The 21,131-nt window shown below is 59.1% G+C and carries 18 protein-coding genes; 12 read left to right on the plus strand and 6 right to left on the minus strand.

Going from position 1 to position 21,131, the window contains the following annotated elements; translation table 11 throughout:
* Window position 1 precedes the first annotated feature (1 nt).
* Complete coding sequence (gene hutU, locus WC421_04370) at window positions 2-1,660, plus strand: urocanate hydratase (protein ID MFA5161462.1); 1,659 nt, start codon at window positions 2-4, stop codon at window positions 1,658-1,660.
* A 1-nt stretch (window position 1,661) separates the two neighbouring features.
* The gene (locus WC421_04375) at window positions 1,662-2,159 is read left to right on the plus strand and encodes a YajQ family cyclic di-GMP-binding protein (GenBank protein MFA5161463.1); all 498 of its coding nucleotides are present in this window, start codon (window positions 1,662-1,664) and stop codon (window positions 2,157-2,159) included.
* Between the two features lie 59 nt (window positions 2,160-2,218).
* Here the strand turns inward: WC421_04375 and WC421_04380 are convergent, their stop codons facing one another.
* Entirely contained in the window at window positions 2,219-3,112 is an 894-nt protein-coding gene (locus WC421_04380) for a hypothetical protein (protein MFA5161464.1), read from the minus strand.
* Entirely contained in the window at window positions 3,112-4,677 is a 1,566-nt protein-coding gene (locus tag WC421_04385) for a sodium/solute symporter (protein ID MFA5161465.1), read from the minus strand. The genes WC421_04380 and WC421_04385 overlap by 1 nt, the downstream gene beginning before the upstream one ends.
* A 352-nt stretch (window positions 4,678-5,029) precedes the next feature.
* Here WC421_04385 and WC421_04390 point away from each other — a divergent pair, with 352 nt between their 5' ends.
* Complete coding sequence (locus WC421_04390; GenBank protein ID MFA5161466.1) at window positions 5,030-5,776, plus strand: hypothetical protein; 747 nt, start codon at window positions 5,030-5,032, stop codon at window positions 5,774-5,776.
* A 71-nt stretch (window positions 5,777-5,847) separates the two neighbouring features.
* On the opposite strand, the gene dnaE is transcribed toward WC421_04390, so the two are convergent.
* Window positions 5,848-9,363 (minus strand): DNA polymerase III subunit alpha, encoded by a 3,516-nt coding sequence (gene dnaE, locus WC421_04395; GenBank protein ID MFA5161467.1) that lies wholly within the window; start codon window positions 9,361-9,363, stop codon window positions 5,848-5,850.
* Window positions 9,364-9,383: 20 nt separating this feature from the next.
* On the opposite strand from dnaE, the gene WC421_04400 reads away from it, so the two are divergent.
* The 9 genes from WC421_04400 (at window position 9,384) to WC421_04440 (ending at window position 17,542) form a co-directional block, all read left to right on the plus strand.
* Window positions 9,384-9,929: an NUDIX hydrolase gene (locus WC421_04400; GenBank protein ID MFA5161468.1), complete on the plus strand. Its 546-nt coding sequence runs from the start codon at window positions 9,384-9,386 to the stop codon at window positions 9,927-9,929.
* A complete protein-coding gene (locus tag WC421_04405) occupies window positions 9,926-10,924 on the plus strand; it encodes an NAD-dependent epimerase/dehydratase family protein (protein ID MFA5161469.1) in 999 nt (332 codons plus the stop codon). The genes WC421_04400 and WC421_04405 overlap by 4 nt, the downstream gene beginning before the upstream one ends.
* A 2-nt stretch (window positions 10,925-10,926) precedes the next feature.
* Window positions 10,927-11,517, plus strand: a complete 591-nt coding sequence (locus tag WC421_04410) for an HAD hydrolase family protein (GenBank protein MFA5161470.1) — start codon at window positions 10,927-10,929, stop codon at window positions 11,515-11,517.
* A 59-nt stretch (window positions 11,518-11,576) separates the two neighbouring features.
* A complete protein-coding gene (locus tag WC421_04415) occupies window positions 11,577-12,719 on the plus strand; it encodes a 4Fe-4S binding protein (protein MFA5161471.1) in 1,143 nt (380 codons plus the stop codon).
* Complete coding sequence (locus WC421_04420) at window positions 12,716-13,153, plus strand: hypothetical protein (GenBank protein MFA5161472.1); 438 nt, start codon at window positions 12,716-12,718, stop codon at window positions 13,151-13,153. Before WC421_04415 ends, WC421_04420 begins: the two co-directional genes overlap by 4 nt.
* A gap of 27 nt (window positions 13,154-13,180) precedes the next feature.
* The gene (locus WC421_04425) at window positions 13,181-13,882 is read left to right on the plus strand and encodes a cytochrome c biogenesis protein CcdA (protein ID MFA5161473.1); all 702 of its coding nucleotides are present in this window, start codon (window positions 13,181-13,183) and stop codon (window positions 13,880-13,882) included.
* Between the two features lie 23 nt (window positions 13,883-13,905).
* Window positions 13,906-15,135 carry a trehalase family glycosidase gene (locus WC421_04430; protein ID MFA5161474.1) on the plus strand — a complete coding sequence of 410 codons (1,230 nt, stop codon included), beginning with the start codon at window positions 13,906-13,908 and terminating at the stop codon, window positions 15,133-15,135.
* Between the two features lie 94 nt (window positions 15,136-15,229).
* Window positions 15,230-16,783 carry a clostripain-related cysteine peptidase gene (locus WC421_04435; protein ID MFA5161475.1) on the plus strand — a complete coding sequence of 518 codons (1,554 nt, stop codon included), beginning with the start codon at window positions 15,230-15,232 and terminating at the stop codon, window positions 16,781-16,783.
* A gap of 111 nt (window positions 16,784-16,894) precedes the next feature.
* A complete protein-coding gene (locus tag WC421_04440) occupies window positions 16,895-17,542 on the plus strand; it encodes a DUF882 domain-containing protein (protein MFA5161476.1) in 648 nt (215 codons plus the stop codon).
* A 213-nt stretch (window positions 17,543-17,755) separates the two neighbouring features.
* Here WC421_04440 and nth read toward each other — a convergent pair whose 3' ends face one another.
* The 3 genes from nth to WC421_04455 are packed head-to-tail and all read right to left on the minus strand — an operon-like array spanning window position 17,756 to window position 21,130.
* On the minus strand, window positions 17,756-18,385 hold the full coding sequence (gene nth, locus WC421_04445) for an endonuclease III (GenBank protein ID MFA5161477.1): 630 nt from the start codon (window positions 18,383-18,385) through the stop codon (window positions 17,756-17,758).
* Entirely contained in the window at window positions 18,366-19,568 is a 1,203-nt protein-coding gene (locus tag WC421_04450) for an O-antigen ligase family protein (GenBank protein ID MFA5161478.1), read from the minus strand. The genes nth and WC421_04450 overlap by 20 nt, the downstream gene beginning before the upstream one ends.
* Window positions 19,565-21,130 carry a hypothetical protein gene (locus tag WC421_04455; GenBank protein MFA5161479.1) on the minus strand — a complete coding sequence of 522 codons (1,566 nt, stop codon included), beginning with the start codon at window positions 21,128-21,130 and terminating at the stop codon, window positions 19,565-19,567. The genes WC421_04450 and WC421_04455 overlap by 4 nt, the downstream gene beginning before the upstream one ends.
* Window position 21,131: the final 1 nt, after the last annotated feature.

The following is a 21,131-nucleotide window of genomic DNA, read 5'->3' on the forward strand; positions in this document are numbered from 1 at the left end:
CATGGCACCAACCACCATCATTCGCGCGCCGCGCGGGAACAAGCTTTCATGCAAAGGCTGGCAGCAGGAAGCGGCCATGCGCATGCTGATGAACAATCTGGACCCCGACGTGGCCGAGCGGCCCTCGGAGCTGATTGTCTACGGCGGGCGCGGAAAAGCCGCCCGGAACTGGGACTGCTATCACGCCATAGTGCGGTCGCTGCAAAATCTTGAAAATGACGAAACATTGCTCGTGCAATCGGGCAAGCCGGTGGCGGTATTCCGCACGCATGAGTATTCGCCGCGCGTCATCATCGCCAATTCCAACCTCGTAGGGCACTGGGCAAACTGGGAGGTGTTCGGCGATTTGGAGAGAAAGGGCCTCATCATGTACGGCCAGATGACCGCGGGAAGCTGGATTTATATCGGCACGCAGGGCATACTTCAGGGCACTTACGAAACTTTCGCCGAGGCCGGGCGCAAACATTTCGGCGGCGACTTGTCGGGGCGGCTGGTCGTTACCGGCGGCTTGGGCGGCATGGGCGGCGCGCAGCCGCTGGCGGCAACCATGTGCGGCGGCGTGATGATAGCGGTGGAAGCCGACCGCTCGCGCATCAAGCGCCGGCTGGAAACGCGCTATCTGGACAAATCCGCCGAGACGCTGGACGAAGCCCTCGCCCTTGCGGAAGACGCCATAAAGCGCAAAGAGCCGCTGTCCATCGGCTTGTTCGGCAACTGCGCCGAAATTCTGCCGGAAATGGCCAGGCGCGGCGTCAAAATAGACCTGCTTACCGACCAGACCTCCGCCCACGACCCGCTCAACGGCTATATCCCGCTGGGCGTCTCCGCCGAGGATGCGCCGGAGCTGCGCCGCAGGGACCCGTCCGGCTATTTGCAACGCGCGCTGGAATCCATCGCCATCCATGTGCGCGCGATGCTGGACATCAAAAAAGGCGGCGCAGCGGTTTTTGACTACGGCAACAACATCCGCACCATGGCCTTCAAAATGGGCGTGGACAACGCTTATGATTTTCCCGGTTTCGTGCCGGCCTATATCCGCCCGCTGTTCTGCGAGGGGAAAGGGCCGTTCCGCTGGGCCGCGCTGTCCGGCGACCCGGAGGATATAGCGGTTACCGACAAGCTGGTTCTGGAACTGTTTCCCGCGGATACGCAGTTGCGCCGCTGGATAAAAATGGCCGAGGAGAAGGTGCAGTTCCAGGGCCTGCCCGCCAGAATCTGCTGGCTGGGATACGGCGAGCGGCACAAATTCGGACTTGCGCTCAACGAATACGTGCGGCGCGGGAAAATAAGCGCGCCGGTTGTAATAGGCAGGGACCATCTGGACTGCGGCTCCGTCGCCAGCCCGTTCAGGGAAACCGAATCCATGAAGGACGGCTCCGACGCGATAGCGGACTGGGCAATACTAAACGCCCTGCTCAACACCGCCTCCGGCGCGAGCTGGGTGTCTTTCCACCACGGCGGCGGGGTGGGGATGGGGTATTCGCTGCACGCCGGCCAGGTTACAGTGGCCGACGGCACCTCCGCCATGGACGCGCGGATAGAGCGCGTCCTGACCAACGACCCGGGCATAGGCGTGGCCCGCCACGCCGACGCGGGCTACCCGGAAGCGATAAGCTGCGCCCGCGAGAAAAGCATAAAAATCCCGATGATGGAGAAATAAAATGGCAGAAGAATTCAGTTTTGACGCGGTTTCAAAAGTGGACATGAACGCGGTGGCGGACTCTGTCAATATCGCCATGAAAGAGATAGTCAACCGCTACGACTTCAAGGGAAGCAATTCCACCATAGAGCTGGACCAGAAGGGCATGGCGCTAAAGCTGGCCTCCTCCGACGACTTCAAGATAAAGGCGCTCTACGACGTGCTGCTGACCCGCATGGCCAAGCGCGGCATCCCGCTTAAAAATTTGCAGCCGCAGAAAATAGAATCGTCGCTGGGCGGCACGGCGCGCCAGGAAATCAAAATACAGGCGGGAATCCCCGTGGAAAAAGCCAAAGAGATGGCGCGGCTTGTAAAAGACTCCAAGCTCAAGGCCAACGCCTCAATACAGGGCGACCAGCTGCGCGTAACCTCCCGCTCCAAGGACGATTTGCAGAAAGTAATCGCCCTGCTGCGCGGCGGGAATTTCGGGCTGGAACTGCAATTTACCAATTACCGGTAGGCGGACGGCGGAATCCGGCGGCGGACGCCACCCCGGTTCCGTACGCTGCGGGGAACGGGTTACTGGAATTTGACGTCAAACACGAAATCGGGGGGGGAAGCAGGGGAAAGCGGCGCGGCGCGCCAGAACAGCAGCCGCGCAGCCGCCGGCAGTTTGGCGATACGCACGCCGCTTAATTCCGGCTCCAGCGGACTGATATTGTTGCAGCCACCGGAATAGCCGCAGGTGCCTCCCGTGTGTATATAACTGCGGGTGCGGATGGCGGCGTTCTTCCAGCCGGGGTGCGCAAGATTGCTGGAATTGCGCATGTCAAAGTAGACATACTCAAACCCCCAGTCCCGCGCATTGGTAACGCGAAAATGAAGCGCCATCTCCCCGGGTGAAAATGTCCGCTTCGCGTATTTCCCGATAAATTTGGCAAAATCCGAAACCAGATATGTAACCTCGGCTTTTTTCTGCGCCGGATGCCATAGCAACCGAGAAAGATGCGGGAAATAGCTGAAATCCCTGTCCGAAGTCCGCGCAGCAAACAGCCTGCCGGCCGGCAAACCGTGCAGCGGCGCGAAAGGCCCTTCTGCCTCCTCGCAATCCACAAGCAGAAACGGATTTACCACCACGCGGGAACGCTCGGAACGGCCTTGTATGCTCCACTTGGGATCTTCGGCATAGAAAAACAACCCGTCCTCGCCCCACCAGGGCCTGCCGCTTTGCATTTGCCCGAACATGGCTTCGGAAGGGGAATAGCGCCCGTCGCTCAAAAGCGGCTGCGCGGCAACCGCCGCGCTTCGCAGGGCGAATATCTCCTCACGGGTTTTGAAATTAAGGTATACAGGTTCGGATATCGGGATTTCAACCGCGCCCGCCGCGCGGCTCGCGCCGCCAAGCGCCAGGGAATTGGCAAAAGCCGCGCCCGGCGCCAGCAGCCATAAAATCGCGGACAAAGCGGCGCGCATCACACGCCCGCGCCTGCGGCAGGCAGCACGGGGGCGCCGCCCTTGTTGTTCTCCCTTAACAGGTACGCGCTGGCCGGAACGAAAAGCGCGCCGAACACTATATAGAGCTGCCAGTAGTTGTGATGCAGTTCATACCAGAAATTGCCGGCGGACGCCGCCCCGGACAGATGCCACGCGGTCATGGAAACCGTAAACGTCAGCAGAGTGGGGAACAGCATCATGGGCAGGATTTTCCTGGGCGAGAGTTTCCAGTCGGTCATTATGGTAACGCAAAAAATGCCCAGCAGCGGCCCGTAGGTGAACGAAATAAGCCGGAATGCCAGCCAAAGCAGGCTGTCCAGATTTCTCAGACACAGCGCGAACACCATGAACAGCAGCCCGAAACCGACAAAAGAAAGCTTGGAAACCTTCACAAGCTCCGGCTGCGTCTTGCCCTTGCCGAAATAAGGGATGTAAAAATCCATGGTAAAGGCGGTGGAAAGAGAGGCCAGCGCCGAATCCGCGCTGCCCATCGCCGCCGAGGCCACCGCCGCCAGCATCAGCCCGCGCAAACCTTCCGGCATGGTGCTTATGATAAAGCGCGGGAAAATATGATCCGGGTCCGCCATGCCGGCCACAAGCTCCGGATGGAAATGCGCGTAGGCGTACAACCCGACGCCTATGCTCAGGAACAGAAACGATATCGGTATGCCCAGCAGGCCGGTAAGAATCAGGCTCCAGCGGGCCCTGACGTTGTTGTTGCAGGCCAGAAGCCGCTGCGCCATGTCCTGGTCCGTGCCGTAGGCCGCCGACGAGTTGAAAAATCCCCACACCGTCATAAGCGCCAGAAGCGACAAATTCTGCGGCTTGAACATCTCCATAAAGTTGAACTTGTTGTATTCCGTGCCGTCCGGCCTGACGGCGTGCTTGCCAATCTCCACAATGGCCGGCACACCTCCGGGGACATGGGTTACTATGTATACCAGCGCGGTTACCGCCGCGGAAATAAGCAGTGTGAATTGCAGAGTGTCCGTCCACGCGATGGCGCGCCCGCCGCCTATGGTAGTATAGGCCAGTATAAGCGCTATGACCACTATAACGCAGCCCTGATAGGACAAGGCGCCGTTTGTCACCACTTCAAGCACCTTGGCTATGGCCACAATGCGCACGGTGGAAGCCATAATTCTGGTTATAAGGAAGTAGCCGGAGCATGTGGTGCGCGCCGACTGGCCGAACCGCTCCGCCACCGCCTGGTATATGGAGGTTACGCGCAGCCGCTGGAAATGCGGCAGAAAAACCAGCGCGATGAAAAACACCGCCATTATATCGCCCGGATTGCTGAGGAGATAGCGGTAGTCGGACCTGAACCCTTCCGCCGGGGTGCCGATAAAGGTAAGCGCGCTTATGCAGGTCGCCATGAAGCTGGCGGCGGTAACCAGCCAGGGGATGGAGCGGCTGGCCAGGAAATAATCGTCGGTATTTTTAGCCGTGCGCCGCGCGGCCCACCAGCCGATTGAACCGAGCACAACCACGTACCCGAGCAGAACCGCGCTGTCCAGAAAACCCAGTCTGAAGGAAGTTGTCATGTGTCTCTCCAAAAGCAAAAGCAATGGTGAATTCTACAACAGTTGCGCCGTTGGGGCAATGACCGGAAATCGCTCCGGGCAATTCTAAATTGGGAAACGGCTGTCTCTGAAAAATGGATGATATCGTGCTGCAAAACCCTCTTGACAAAATTTGCCGGAAGGCTATACTATTGGTGAGAGGATAGGCTGAAAGATCGGGCCGGGGTTGGTTTTTGGAAGCTCCTTATGTGCGCTGTCGGGTATTATTCCGGTATGCGTGCCTAAGGCGGTTGTTTTTTCCAGGAACCGGGCCGTGATTTTTCAGAGGGTTTTTGTGCGGGCGGCGGCAAAGCCGCCAAGTTAAGGAGGAGTTATGAACCGGAAAGGAACTTCGCTGGTGGAACTGGTCGTGGCCGTAGCACTGGTCGCAACCATGACCCTGTCAATCGGGGCTATGTCAGGCATGATAGCCACGTCAAACGCGGCAATGGAAAAAAGCACGCTCAAAATGAGCAAGGCTAACATCGCTCTTGAAACCATAGTGGAAGGCATAAAGCACGCATCGCCGATGGTAGACAGCCAGGGCGCCAAAATGTGTTTTCTGATAACCGGCGGCGGCTCCAGCGTGCAGTTCAAGGGCATCAACGGCAAAATACAGCAGGTCAGCCAGTCCGGCAATCAGATCATTCATACGCCGGATGTGTCCAACCCCGCCAACACGCAGATAGTGGCAGACGAGGTGAATAAGCTGACCTTCTCCAAGGCCTCAGGCGACAACAGGCTCGTAATAGAAGTCTCTATGAAAAGTTCAGGCAACGCAACCACGGTAGCGTCAGCGGTATCGTCATCTTCCGGCAAATCGCTGTCCGGCGCCTCCGGCAAATCGCTGTCCGGCGCATCGCTGGGAGATTTGCTCAGTTCATGGCTGGCAGCGCTCGGCCTTTCCAACAATAACGCCAACAATGCCGGCGGCAACAACACCAGCAACAGCGCCAGCAACACGGCCAGCAGCAATGGCAGCAGTTCTGACCAGAGCGTGACCAGCAGCGGCGAGCAAACTGCCATGCACACATCGGTATTTGCGCAGAACTCGTTTACATCCAGGTCAACCGTAAACTAGGGCAGGCGGTTCCTTCCGGTTTTGGGCGGGCGCGGCGGATACACTCCGCCGAGCGCCCGCCCGCAGTATTTTCAGGCGGTTTCCACAAGCCAGGAATTGCGGCCAAGCAGTTTCTCTATATCGTCCAGCAGAAGGGGAGTTACGTCCACCAGCGCGTCCGCCTCCACCAGCGTCCTCGCGCCGGAGGGGGAATGGACGCTCATGTAAACCTGAGTGCCGCCTTTGTGCTTCAAAAGCGCCTTATGCAGCGCCTTGAGTGTTTCCTCCTCAATTCCGGCGGGGATGTCCAGCATGATGTTACGCCCGTAGCGCGACATCGCGGTCATAAGCGGCACCACATCGTCGGCAAAAATCTCCGGCTGCGCGTTTTCCGTTTCCGCGTCTATATTCACCTTGCCGGAAATCACCACTATGCCGTTTGCCGCTATATTGCCCGCCAGCTGCTGATACTTTTTAGGGAAAACGTTGACTCGGATGGAGGCGGTCAAATCCTCCAGCTCAAACTGCGCCCAGGGCTCCTTGGTGCGCTTGGACTGTTTTTTGGACAGCCGGTCTATAAGCCCCGCCACGCGGACCGGGCCCGGCGTCTTTTTTTCAAGTATCTGCGCCACGGTGAGCGGGCCGGCCATTCTGAGCTGGTTTTTATAGCGCACAAGCGGATGGCCGCTTACATAAAACCCCAGCATCTCTTTTTCTGAGGCGAGCAGGTCATGCTCGGTCAGCGGCTTTGACTGGGGCGCGTCCGCGGGCGAGGCCGCAATGCAGGAGGCCATATGCTCCGCACCGAACAAGCTCGCCTGGCCGGACTGCTCTTCTTCGCGGCGGTCGGCGGCGGCTTCAAGCGCGGCATCCAGCAAGGCCAGCGCGCAGGCGCGGCCTGCTTCCGGCTTGATTCCGGGGTAGAGGCTGTCCAGCGCGCCAGCTCTGGCAAGGGATTCAAAGGTCTTCTTGTTGGCCGCGCGGCAGCTTATGCGCGAGAGGAAATCGTCCAGGCTTTTGAACTCCCCGCCGGAACGCGCCGCCGTTATGGCCAGAGCCGCCTCGTCGCCGACATTTTTGACGGCCCTCAGCCCCACGCGGATGGCGTCTTTGCCGTCTGATTTTTCTATGCTGAAATCCGGCTGGGATTTGGACACATCCGGCGCGAGCACGGCTATGCCCATGTCGCGCGCGTCGTCAAGATAGTTGACAAGCCGGTTCTCCTTGTCCTCGGAGCCGATGGCGTTATGGCCTATCTCGCTGGTGAGGGCGGAAGCCATGAACTCCGTCGGATAATTGGCTTTAAGATACGCCGTGTGGTATGCCACCAGCGCATACGCCACGGAATGCGACTTGTTGAACCCGTAGCCCGCGAATTCAGCCATCTGGTCAAAGATTTTTCCGGCCAGCTTGTCAGGGATATGCCGGGCATGGCAGCCTTTTAGGAATTTCTCTCGCATCTTGAGCATGGCGTCCACGTTTTTCTTGCCCATGGCCTTGCGCAGCCCGTCGGCCTCGCCGGGGGTAAATCCGGCCATGCTCTTGGCGACTTCCATCACCTGCTCCTGATAAATCAGAGTGCCGTAGGTTTCCTTCAGTATCGGCTCCAGCAGCGGATGGTCGTAGACGATTTTTTTCCTGCCGTGCTTCCTATCAACGAAAGCCTCCAGCATCCCGCTCTGCATCGGGCCGGGGCGGTAAAGCGCGACAAGGGCCGATATCTCGCTGAACTGGTGGGGTTTGAGCGCGCGCACAAGGTCGCGCATGCCACGGCTTTCAAGCTGGAACACGCAGGTGGTGCGGGCCGAGCACAGCAATTCGTATGTCTTCGCGTCGTCCAGCGGGATTTTCTGCAGGTCTATTTCAACGCCGCGCAGCGACCGGACCATTTCAACCGTTTTTTCTATGACGGTAAGCGTGCGCAGGCCCAGAAAATCTATCTTAAGAAGCCCCAGTTTGGAAAGCGTCTCGCCCTCGTACTGGGTTGTAACCACCTCGCGCGAGCCTTTGGCCAGCGGGGTGTATTTCATGGCCGCCTCGCGCGTAACCACCACTCCGGCGGCATGCACGCCGGTATGCCGCTTGAGGCCCTCCAGTTTTTGCGCAAAATCAAGCAGCACTTTGACACGCGGCTCCGAGGCAGCTTTTTGCAGTTCCGGCACGGTCTGCAGCGCGCTGTAAACGGTGGCGTCCAGCGCATTGGGAATAAGCTTGGAGAGGGCGTTTGCCTCCTGCGGGGTGAAATCCATGACGCGCGCCACGTCTTTTACAGCCAGCTTGGCCTTGATGGTGCCGAAGGTGATTATCTGCGCCACGTTCTGCGCGCCGTATTTGTTGCGGACGTATTCAATGACCCTGCCGCGCCCCTCGTCGGAAAAATCTATATCCAGGTCCGGCATGGAAATGCGGTCCGGGTTCAGGAAACGCTCAAAGAGCAGGCCGTTCACTATGGGGTCCACACGGGTTATGTCCAGCGAATAGGCCACAAGCGAGCCGGCCCCGCTTCCCCTGCCCGGCCCCACGGGAACGCCGGCCCCGCGCGCATAGTTTATGAAATCGCTCACTATCAGAAAGTAGCTGGGGAATTTCATCCGGTTGATGATGTCCAGCTCAAAGCGCAGCCGCTTGTCATACTCCGCCGGAATGTCTCCGCCCAGCTTGCGCCTAAGCCCGGACAGACAGAGCTTTTCCAGATATTTTTCATCGCTGCCCTCGCCCTCGGGGACGTCGAAAACAGGCAGTATGAACTTGTCGTGCGGGATTTCGACGCTGCAACGCTCGGCTATAACCAGTGTGTTTTTCACAGCGTCCGGCGTGTGGGAGAAAAGCTGCGCCATCTCCTCGGCGGATTTGAAATAAAGCTCATGCGTGGTCATGCGCAGCCGCTGCGGGTCGTTGAGCTTGCTGCCGGTGGAGATGCACAAATGCACGTCGTGGGCTTCCCAGTCCTCTTTGCGCGGGTAATGGCAGTCGTTTGTGGCCACAAGCGGAATGCCGGTCTTGCGCGCCACTTCCAGCAGTCCGCGCATGGCCTGCTGCTCCTCCGGGATATTGTGGTCCATCAGCTCTATATAGAAATTGCCCTCGCCCATGATGTCGCGCAGCTTCAGCGCGAGCGCGCAGGCCGCGTCTGTATCCTCGGCAAGGCAATGCTGCGACAAATGCGATTTCAGGCAGCCCGACAACGCGATAACGCCCCTGGAGTGTTTCTCCAGCAGCTCCAGGTCTATGCGGGGGGAATAATGGAAGCCTTCCAGAAAAGCCGAAGACACCATCGCCATCAGATTCTGATAGCCTTCAAAATCCCGCGCCAGCAGCGTCATATGCCCGTTGAGCTTGGGCTCGTTTTTTTCGGTGCGGGCCGCTTTGGCGACATACACCTCGCAGCCGATAAGCGGCCTGACCCCAGCCTCGCGCGCGGCGAAATAGAAATCCGCCGCGCCGTACATGTTGCCGTGGTCGGTAACGGCGACGGCATTCATCCCCTTTGCCGGCAGCGATTTCAAAAATTCCGAGGGGCCGCCCTTGCCGTTGGTGATTTTGAGCATTCCGTCCAGCAGCGAATATTCGGAATGGTTATGCAAATGCGCGAATTCAGCAGAAGCCATAAAATTGGTATCCTTGCACTATGACTGTCCATATTAAACTAATAGAGAAGCGAATTTGCAAAAGGCGGCTATACAAAGGCAGCGCGGTCAACTTCAATGTGGACACAATCCGCCTGCCCAACGGCAAGGCCGCCACGCGGGAATATCTGGACCATCCGGGCGCGGTGGCCGTGCTGCCCGTGCTGGAAAACGGCGACATCGTGCTGGTCCGCCAGTACCGCTATCCCATAGAGGAAGTAACCTGGGAAATCCCCGCCGGCAAAATGCACGGCAGGGGCGACAATCCGCTAAAACGCGCCGCCGCCGAACTGGCCGAGGAGACCGGCTACCGCGGACGGCTCAAGAAAATGCTGGATTTCTGGCCCTGCTGCACCTTCTCCAACGAGCGGCTGCATATATACTCCTGCACGGACATGCGCCGCGGCAGCTCCTGCCCGGACGAGGACGAATTCCTCTGCGTCAAAAGCGTTCCCTTCGCAAAAGCGTTTGCGATGGTCAAAAGCGGCGCCATACGGGACGCAAAAACCGTCATCGCGCTGCTGGCCTGGCAATGCAAGTATAAATGAAAATACTGGTCCTGGGCGGCACACGGTTTTTCGGCATGGAGTTCGCGCGCCAGCGCGCGGCGGGGGGGGACCGCGTAACCGTGTTTTCGCGCCGCGCGCCCGTGGAAGACCTGCCGCCGTCAATCACCCAGCTTTGCGGCGAGCGGCGCAACGCCGGCGAGCTGCGCGAGCTTGCGCTGACCCGCTGGGACGCGGTGGTGGACAACCTGTGCTTCACCGGGCAGGATGCGTCCGCCGCGCTGGAGGCTTTCGCCGGCAGGACCGGCATTTACGTGATGGTCAGTTCCGGCGATGTTCATCTGGCGCTCAAAAACGCGCAATCCCCTTTTGACGAGGATATGGCCGGGCGTCTGCCCGAAAACCCCGCCGCGCGGGAAACGCAGCCCTACGGCTGGGGCAAGCGCGAGGCGGAAAAGATTTTCAGGCAGGCCGCCATCGCGGCGGATTTTCCGGCCTGCGCCGTCCGTTTCCCCATAGTAATCGGCCCCGGCGAACCGAAGCTGCGCGCCTATTCCTACTGGCTGCGGCTGGCCGACGGCGGCCCCGTCGTCGCGCCGGACGGAGGCCTCAATTACCGCCGGTATATCTACAGCGGCGACGCGGCGCGCGCGTTGTCGCTGCTTGTTGACCATCCCGGAAAATCCGCGGGCGAGACTTTTCATTTCGGCGACACCGTGCCGGTTACTCTGCGCGAATGGCTGGAGATGTCGGCTGACATTCTGGAAACCAGAGCGGACATAGCCGCCGTCCCGGCGGGCTGGCTGGAACGAAACGGCTTTGACATCGCCGCCGCCTCGCCGTTTTCGCATCCTGAAAATTACGTGCTGGGCATAAGCAAGGCCGAAGACCTGTTCGGCTGGCAGTCAACGCCGCGCCGCAAATGGCTGGAGCAGACCATACACTGGTATTTTCACGATTACCACGGCCCCAGGCCGGAAAACTACGCCGCCCGCGCCGCCGAAACGGCGCTGGTGAAAAAATTCAACGGAGAATAACCATGAAAAAGCAAACCATCGCAAACCGCGCTTCAAAAATCAAACTGCTGCTGATGGACGTAGACGGCGTATTAACCGACGGGAGGATGTATTTTCTGCCCGACGGCAGCACCGACGAGGTGAAGGGCTTCAACGCGCTGGACGGCATAGGCCTGCGGCTGCTGCGCAATTTCGGCATCACCACCGGCATGATAACCGGCAGAAGCAGCGGCTCCACGGAGGAGCGCGCCAGAACCCTTGCCATGAGATATGTTTACATGGGCTTTCTCTCAAAACTGGCCCCGCTTGAGGAGATACTGAAAGAGACCGGAATAAAAGCCGAGGAGACCGCCTATATCGGCGACGATTTGACGGATATTCCGGTCATGCGCCGGGTGGGGCTGGCCTGCTCGCCCGCCAACGCGGTGCCGGAGGTCAAGCGCTGCGCGCATTACATAGCCAAACGCTCCGGCGGCGACGGCGCGGCCCGCGAAATCTGCGAGCTGATACTAAAATCGCAGGGCCTGTGGGACAAAGTGCTGCAAATGGCCGAAACCGCCCGCTGGGACAAACTGCCCCCCGGCAAAACCATCGTCAAGAAATGTGAACATTGACGGCGCTTTCCGGCGGGGAATTTTAACCGCGGATAACCGCAGATAACGGCAAAGCATCTATGGATAATTTGAAGCTCTCAGCCGCCGCAAGCATTTTTGCGACATTGCCGGTAGCCGTGATGACGGCGCTGTTTATTTTCAAAACCGCGCCCGGCGGCGGCGCGGCGGCGCTGGCCGGTTCGCTGGCGGCGTTCGGCCTGCTTAATTTCTGCTTTTACCGTATGCTCCGCACGGGAAAAACAGACGCATACCGCGCGCCGGTTTTCATATTTTACGCGCTGATGTTCGCCGTCTCCTTTATCTCCAACCTGATAGAGGCCCGCGGCAGCATGGCCCTGCACGAATCCACAATTCTTGAAGGCGGCACGCCGTTTTGCCACATAGTGATACCGTTCACGCTTGTCCCGTTCGCGCTCACGCGGACGATAATATTCCCCGGCACCATAACCGGCGTCCACGCCGCGATAGCGTCAATGTTCGTGCTGTGGATAGGGGCGTCGCTTGCCATCGGGCGCGGCTGGTGCGGCTGGATATGTTTTTTCGGCGGGTGGGATGATATGTTCTCGCGCCTTCGCAAAACCGCGCGCGTCGCGCTGGCGGACCCGCGCTGGCGCGACATCTCCGCCGCCGTGCTTGTCACGGGGGTATTATTGTCGGCGGCGTCGCTGTCCCCGTTCTACTGCGAATGGCTCTGTCCGTATAAATGCGTTACCGAATTCGTGGCCGTAACCTCGGCAAAAATACTGTTTCAGACTCTGATTTTCATCTCGCTTTTTATCGCGCTGGTCATCGCGCTGCCTGTGCTTACAAAGCGGCGGACGCAGTGCGGTTTTTTCTGCCCGTTCGGGGCGTTGCAGTCGCTGACCAATAAAATAAACCCGTTTGAGATTAAAGCGGACGCCTCGCGCTGCTCCGATTGCGGCGCATGCGCGCGGGCCTGCCCGGTAATTGCGATAACCGCCCAATCCATCGCGCGGGGCGGAACGCTTTTAAACTGCATCAAATGCGGGAAATGCGTTGATGTCTGCCCGCGGGGCGCGCTGGGCTTTGATATCAAGCTGACCGCCGGCGGCCCGTCTCCGCTCAAGCGGCTGCTGTTTCTGTACCCGGCCTTCATTTTTCTGTCGGCAATGGCAAGCGGGACAATTGCGGACGGGCTGCGCCGTCTGCTGCATTTTATGGCCACGGGGAGTTTTCTGTGACCGGCTGGCTCTGGGCTGTCCTGTGCGCGCTGCTTGCGCCGGCGGTTTTTTTCAGTTTTGAGAAAACCCCGCAGTTGCTGGCGGATATCACCGGCATGAAAATCTCGCCCAGATTCAGCGGAGGCGAGGCTGCGGAAACAATCGCCGGCACAGGCTACAAGGCGGTTGTGCGCAGGCCGGTTTTTGACGGCCTGTTTTCCGAGAGAAAAGACGGCTTCATCCAGATTGATTTTGAACCGGACGGGCAATTCCCGCCGGTAATCGCGCGGAAATTTTCCTACAATAAAAACGGAATCGTCCACGGCTTCACCTTGACTTTGGACACCGCAAAACCCGCCGCGTCTTTATCCGGCGGCGACAGCGCGATTTTATCGGTAGCCGCAGTGGCGCGGACGCGCAATGCGATAATAGTGCGCGTGGCGCTCAGGCAGTAAATTTTGCAAACGAACTCTGGAGGAATTATGGGAATATATCACTTCGCGTCGGCTTTTGCGGGGGGGGTGCTGTCGTTTTTCACGCCCTGCGTGTTTCCGCTTCTGCCGGGATACATATCAATGATTTCCGGAGTCTCGGCAGCGGAGGCGGAAGCCGGCGGCAATGCCGCGCGGCGGGCGGGGCTGGCCTCGCTGATGTTCGTGGCAGGGTTTGCGGCGGTGTTTTCCGCGCTGGGCGCGTCCGCGTCGGCCATAGGAGGTTTCCTCAGCGACAACACGCGGCTCATCTCCGTCCTGGCCGGCATTGCGCTGGTTTTCTTCGGGCTGGCGGCGATGGGCGCATTCCGGCTGGGATTCATGCAGCGGGAAATGCGGTTTTCCCCGGCGAAAATAAAGCCGGGGCCCGGGGGAGCTTTCGCCATGGGCGTGGTATTCGCGCTGGGCTGGTCGCCCTGCATAGGCCCCATACTGGCGGGATTTCTGACCATGGCCGCCTCGCAGGACACCGCGCTGGAAGGCTGCGCGCTTTTGTTTGCCTTCTCGCTCGGGCTGGGACTGCCTTTTGTAATGGCGGGATTTGCCGTCGGCAAGCTGTTCGCGCTTATGGCTAAATACCGTAGGTTTGTCCGCTTTGCGGAAATAACCGCAGGGGCGCTGCTGGCGGTCATAGGCATAATGCTGATTGTCTCCGCCAAGCCGGAATTCGTGCGCAGGCTGCTGCCGCTTTAATATAATGAAGGAAAGGAGAAACCATGAAAAAACTAATCATGCTGTTATGCCTGCCGCTGCTGTGCGCGACGGCAATCGCAAACGACACAGACGAACTCGCGGCGTTTTTCAAGAAGAATGATTTCAAGCGCGCCGTCATCAAGCCGGCAAACGGAATTCTGAAGCACGAATACGTAGTCCCCGACGGGCCGTATACCCATCTGTTTGACTGGGACATGTATTTCATGGGCGTGGCCTTCAGCTATGACAAAATGGGAACGCCGATAGTAAACTCGGTCAAATCCTTCCTGGAATTTGTCAACGAAACCGCCAACTGGCCCGGCTACGCGCCGCGCGAAATCGCGCCGGACGCGCTGTGGGCGCTGCCGGAGATGTGCAAGCCTTTCCTGGCGCAGGCGGCGCAGCTTGCCTCCCGCGTTACGGGCGACGCCTCCTGGCTGCTGGAAAAAGACACCGGCTCCAAAACCGCCTCCAATTACGAGAAACTGGCGGCCATGCTCTCCTTCTGGGAGAACAACCGCAAATCCGCCGACGGGCTGTTCCGCTGGTACAACGGCGTGGAAAGCGGGGTGGACAACAACCCCGCCGTTTCCGACAACCCCTCGCTTGTAACCGAAGGCGTGGACCTGCAATGCTATCTCTACCGCGAATATCTGGCCATGGCCGCGCTGGCGGGCAAGCTCGGCAAAGCCGATGACGCCGCCGCTTACACGAAAAAGGCGCAGGACCTCAAAGCGCTGACCCTCGCCAAAATGTGGTCCGAAAAAGACGGCATGTTCTACAATATAGACTCCCGCACCGGGGAGATGGTTAAAATCAACACCTGGACGGGGTTTACCCCGCTGTGGGTCGGCATAGCCTCGCCGGAACAGGCCAAACGGCTTGTGGAGGAGCACCTGCTTAACTCCAAAGAATTCTGGTCGCCCAACGGCGTGCGCACCATAGCCATCACGGAGCCGCTTTACAACCCCAAATCCGGCTACTGGCGCGGGCCGGTGTGGATAATATCCAACTATCTGGTGATGCACGGCCTGCTGAATTACGGCTACAAAAAAGAGGCGCTTGAGCTGGCGGAGAAAACCGTCAGCCGCCTCACCGCCGACCTGCGCGCCACCGGCGGCATGAACGAAAACTACAACCCCGAAACCGGCGAGCCTACCGCCGGCGGGCATTTCCTGAGCTGGAACCTGCTGGCCGAGCATATGGTGGAGGAAGCCAAAAAAGGCTACGACCCCGCCGCGCTGGTTTGGTAACGATTGAAATCCCGCATCAATGGCCGGAAGTCTTAAATAGGACTTCCGGCCCATGTTTTCAAGCGCGTCCGAAGCTAAACTGTTATATCTGACAATGAGCAAACATGCGTTTATCTTTAATATCCTGGCTTTGACCGCGACGCTGTGCGCGGCGCCCTCGCACGCGGAGGACGCGAAGCTCAACGCCCTGATTTCCAAAGCCCGGGAAATGACCGTGCCGCCGCCGTCCGCGCCGCAGGCGGCGCAGCAGGATTCCCGCGGCTCCGGCGTGATGGGCTATGCAAAAAGCCTGCTGGGCGGCAGCGCGAAAGAATGGACCGTCATGGTTTACATGAACGGCAAAAACGACCTTGAACCGGCGGAATTTTACAATCTCAACCAGATGGAGATAGCAGGCTCCACCGCCAAAATCAGTATCGTGGCGGAGATGGGCCGCAAGCGCGGCGAAAACGACGCGGACCTGCCCGCAGACAAGAACTGGACCGGCGTGCGCCGCTATTTCGTGGAAAACGATTACGCCCCTCCCGAAGGCCTTTCGCCCGAACAGCAAAGGCAGCTCTACCGCCAGTCCATGGACAGGGTGAACTCCAAACCGATATGGTCCGCGCCAAGCTCGGACCCGGCCTCCGACATGGGCAATTACGAAAGCGTCATCTCCTTCGTGCAATGGGCCAGGGAAAAATATCCGGCGAAAAAATACATGCTCATACTCTGGGACCACGGCACCGGCTGGATGGACCCGAAGCTTAAACGCGGCGCCAGCATCACCACCGCCGCGATATCGTGGGATACTGAAACCAACAATATCATCGGCACCGCCGATATAGGCAAAATCCTCCGTAAAACCGGCGCCGTGGACGTGCTGGGCTTTGACGCCTGCCTGATGCAGATGGCGGAAGTGGCCTTTGAAATCAAAGACGGCGCCGGATATATTTTCGGCTCCGAGGAACTGCTGCCGGGCGCGGGGATAGATTACACGTATCTTCTGTCCAGCCTCGCCAAATCGCCGGAGGCTTCGCCGGAAGCCGCCGCAGGCTTTGCCGTGGACGCGGTGGAACAGTTCTATAAAAAACTGGGCCGGGAGACCGCAATGCTGTCGGTCATCAAAACATCGGCGCTGGGGGGCTTTGCCTCCGCCCTGGACGACTGGGGCGCGGCGGCGTTTGCATCAAAAGACACGGAAGCGCTTAAATTTGCGCGGGACAATGTGCTGCGCTTTGCGGAATTCGGGCGCAAGGACCCCAAGCGCGAGATTTCCACTTACGGCGACATCTATCATTTCGCGGAGCTTGCCGGACAGAAAAACCAGCGTCTCAAGGAGGCGGCGGCTCCGCTGCTCAAATACATCTCCGGCGAGCTGGTGGTAAAAAACGCCGTCGTCTCCGCCGGCGGATTCCCGGATTACGGGAACGCGCGCGGCATTTCGCTGGACATACCGCGCCCCCGCTCCGACATCAAGGACAGCGATATGGAGGATAAATTTTTCTCCAACAAGCATTCCGATTTCGCCTTCGCCAAAGCCGTGCCGCGCTGGGAGTTGCTGTGCCAGTGGATAAAGCAGTCTTTCCCCGCGAAAGTGGATATTTCCAAAAAAGACGAGCCTATGGCGGTATCGTCCCAGGCGGACCGCCGCGCGGACCTGCCCTGACGCGCGGACGGGCATATCTTTTTTGGGGAAAAGCCTGCCGTAGCCTGATTCCGGCAAAAATAGGACCTTTGGCCCTTATACGAAAACCTATCCTCTGATAGACTATACAGCATGAGAATACTGGCACTGATGGCAGCCATGCTTGCGGCATCGCCGGCGCTCGCGCAGTCGGACTGGCGCGCGGAAATAGCCGGCCTCTCCGCGTCGTCTGCGGAAGTTCCTGACACCCCGGAGGCGGCGGACTCGCGCGAGGCCAAGCCCTCCCCGGAAGAACTTGCGCCCATGATGGCCAGGGATTTCGGCATCCCGCTTTCCGAGGCCAAAATCATCATAGCGGAAAGCGAAGATGAAATGAGAATGGAGACCGACAGCCAGTATGCCGAGGCCAAGGCTGGCAAAAGCGGCAAAAAACCCGGCAAAACTCCCGCCAAACAAAAAGGGAAGTGCAGCGTCTCCGGTAAAACGCAGGGCATACTGCCGGGCGTCAAGAATTTGCTGTGCGTGATAAGCGGACATTTCCACAGCCAAGTGTATGTAAGCAGCGGCCTGCGCACCAGACAACACAACGAATGGCTGCGGGCGCATGGCTACGGCGCGGCCAAGGAGAGCCTGCATCTCCGAGGCATGGCGGCGGACATAGGGGTGTCCGGAGTTTCGCCTTCAAAAGTGCAGGCATACGCGAAATCGCTCGGCGCGGGCGGGGTCGGCTCGTATCCCACATTCACGCACGTAGATATAGGCCCGGTCCGATACTGGTAAACACAGCTCAACCCAGCGCAAAAAGAGCCGCCGGATGATTCCGGCGGCTCTTTCTCTGGCAGCTCGGATCCCTGCGGGCTGCCAAGCTTCCCCACCCCGCAGTATCATCTTGTGAATTATGTGAAGCTCAGTAATTAACCTGAAATTCCGATGAATATTATTCCGGTTGTCCGCCGAATTCGGGCTGCATGTTTGGAGGGGGGGGGAAACGCGCTACAATCCGCGTTTGGGGCAAAAAGCGGACAGCGCGCAATTTGCGCAATCCGGGCCGCGGGCTTTGCAGGTTTTTCTGCCGTGCAGCACCAGCGCGTGGGCAAACCAAATCCAGTCTTTCCTGCTGATTAAGCGCATAAGGTCCTGCTCTATCTTTTCGGGGGCGGTGTTGTCCGAAAGGCCGAGCCGGAATGCCAGCCGTTTCACATGAGTGTCCACCACTATGCCCTCGGCCTTGCCGAAGGCGCTGCCCAAAACGACGTTGGCCGTCTTGCGCGCCACGCCGCGCAGCGACAAAAGCCCGTCCATGGTATCCGGAACTTTGCCGCCGAATTTTTCAACTATGGCGGCGGAGGCGGAGATTATGGCGCGGGCCTTGTTCTTGTAAAAACCGGTGGAGTACATCAGGGCCTCCACATCCGTCTCTTTTGCGGCGGCGAAAGCCGCGGGCGAGGGGTATCTGGCAAACAACGCGGGCGTTACCCTGTTGACGCGCTCGTCGGTGCATTGGGCCGAAAGTATTGTCGCGGCCAGCAGCTCAAAGGGGTTTGAATGCCTCAGCGCGGTTTCGGCCTTCGGAAATTCCCGCCGCAGGGCCGCCAGGATTTTTTTAATGTCTGTGCCGGGCATAGCTTGCCGCTATAAGCAGGAACAGGGAGGAGGCCTCCTGCGTGTCCTGCAGCGGCTCCCCCGTTACGGTTGTCATCAGAAACCCGGCGGCGGCGGCAGCGGCTGCCAGGCTGTACGGGTCCCCGGAGCCGCGCGCCAGCCTGAACACGCAATACAGCAGAGCGCCCCAAACCGCCAGCAAAGCGGCCAAACCGGTAAATCCGCGTTCCGCCGCCTGATTGAGATACAGATTGTGCGCCGTCCACCCGCCGCGCAAATTATTGTCTATAGCCCTGGGATGATAAAACCGGAAAATCTGAGTCATGTTATCGGGACCGACGCCAAAGACCGGATACTCATGCGCCACTTTCGCGGACACGGCCCACTGCTCCCGGCGGTTCTGTACCGCCTGGTCCACCCGCACAGGGGAACGTGGGTCCGACATGGTGAACATGGCATGCGGGATTGCGCGCATTCTGTTTGAGAATTCGCTGCTGACGGAGGCAATTGCCACAAGCAGTACGCCGCCAAGCGCGACAACGGCCAGCAGCGGCTTGCGCGAGGTTTTCTCGCAAACCGCCAGAACGGCCATTGCGCCGGCAAGAGACATCAGCGCGCTGCGCGTCTGGCTGAAGGCGGTTATGATTATCAGAAAGACCGCCGCCGCGGAATACCAGCACCTGCCGCCGTTTTCGGGACGCAGCGCCGCGGCTGCCGCATAGCAGAAAGCCAGCGGCACAATCTCGCGCGCGCCGCCGGTGAACTTGGCGCGGACCAGTTTTCCCGTATCCAGCCAGAAAAATGCCGTACGAACCGAGCATTTGAGCGAAAAAAACACGACCCCGCCCAGGAATGAAAGCAGCACGGGAACAAGCATTCTCCTGTCCAGCGCGGCCAGCAGGAACACGCAGAAAACCGGCTTGAGGAAATCCGACGCCAGAAACCGCAAGCTGCGCGCCGGATATATCGCAAAAACCGCCGACACAACGGCAACCGCCATGTAAAACAGCCAGGCCTGGATGATGAACTCCCCGCCGAACAATTCTCGGAAGCGGGCGCGCAAATCAATCTCGCCCCGGAACGCGGCCAGCGCGGCGCAAACCATGGCCGCAGACATACCTATTTCCGTCAGCGATATGGATGTCGCCAGCCCGAAGGCGAAAACGCACAGTCCGGCCATGGCGGCTTTTTCAAACGGCTTCATCTGACATCATCCCAGTCCACCGCGCGGCGGACTCTGCATGGATAAGGCGACATGTTATAGAACAGCTTCGCCGCCTGCGCTATTTTTGTGGAGGCGGAGGTTATGCAAACGCCGTCGGCCCGCATTCTTGTGAAAAACGCGATATTGCTCGTCTGGTCCTGGGAATCCTCCTTATGCCAGCCGCTTTTGAAAACAATCATGGGCCGCGCGCGCGGCGAATACAGTTCCCGCAGCAGAATGCCCGATGACAGCGCAAAACACGCCAGCACAAACGCCCGCGTCTTCATGCCGGAGCGCGCAAAATGCTCCGGCACGAAAGCCGCCGCCCCGAACGCAAACATCACAAACGGTATCAGATAATAGCGCGGTATATTGGTATTGCGCAGCAATGTGAATGAAGCGAAATACCCCAGCAGCATAACCGCCATAACGCGCTTTTCAGCCGGGGCGCCGCCGTCCGCCGCGACCCGCCAGGCTCCGGAAAAAACCCAGCCGGCTATCAATCCCGCGCATATCAGCAGCGGCGCGCCCGCCCAAAACCCGGCATCAAGCGAGAAGAAATATTTGAACACATTGAAACCGGACAGCATGCCCAGAAACGCCGTGGCATGGAACCATAGAAAAGCCAGCAGCCCCGCCAGCGCCGCATATCTGACAAAACCGCGCAGCCGGGTATCTGAGCCGAATGCCACCGCAAGACCGGACAGCCGCGCGGCGAAAATTTCCTGCCATTTCCAGAAAACCGCCGCCGCTACCGCCGGTAAAGCCAGGGTTGCAGACACTATGGCGGTCTTATGCTCCATCCAGAACGCCAGCGACTGGGCCGCGGCAGGCGAAAATCCGCATTTGGACTCCATGCTGGCGCCCATCGTATAAAAAGCGGGAACGGATATCTTTCTTATTATGACGACCGCCGCGCAGGAGAACAAAGCCGCCCAGGAAAGCGCGCACAAGCCGCCGTATCCGCTGTCTTTACGCTCAACCATATGCGCGAAAAACCCTACGGACAAGCCCAGCGGCACGGAAACAGCCATGAGATGGTTTAACGTTCCCATATAACACGCCAGCACGAAAACCAGCGCGGCGGGCAGACTGACGCTCCCGCGCCGAGCCGCCCCCAGCATTGACACCAGCGCGCAGACCGTCAATGTATTCTGCAATCCGCAAACCTCGTAGGCATGGCGGGAAAACAGCGCGTAAAACGGTAAAACCATGAAAACAGACATCGCCAGCGCGGCCGCGCGCCCGAAAAACAAACCCGCAAAATATACCGCCAGCGCGGCGGCGGCTGTGTTCTGCGCCGCGCCCGCAAAGCGAAGAGCGAACACGGACGGGGGGAAATGCGCGAATACTTTGGATATCAGCCAGGGATAGAGCGTGGAAGTGTACCAGTTGGAAGCGTATGGCGAAAACAGGCCGTGCACCCTCATGTCAAGCGCTTCTATGCCGAACCAGGCCTCGTCGGCGCTTATGCCCGGCAGCACGGCCAGCCGCGCAAATATCAGAATTCCCGCCACCGTTCCGCCGGCGATGGCCGGAATCAGGAATTTTCTGGAAATCATC

It is taken from the genome of Elusimicrobiales bacterium (assembly GCA_041651175.1).
Lineage (GTDB): Bacteria > Elusimicrobiota > Elusimicrobia > Elusimicrobiales > Elusimicrobiaceae > JAQTYB01.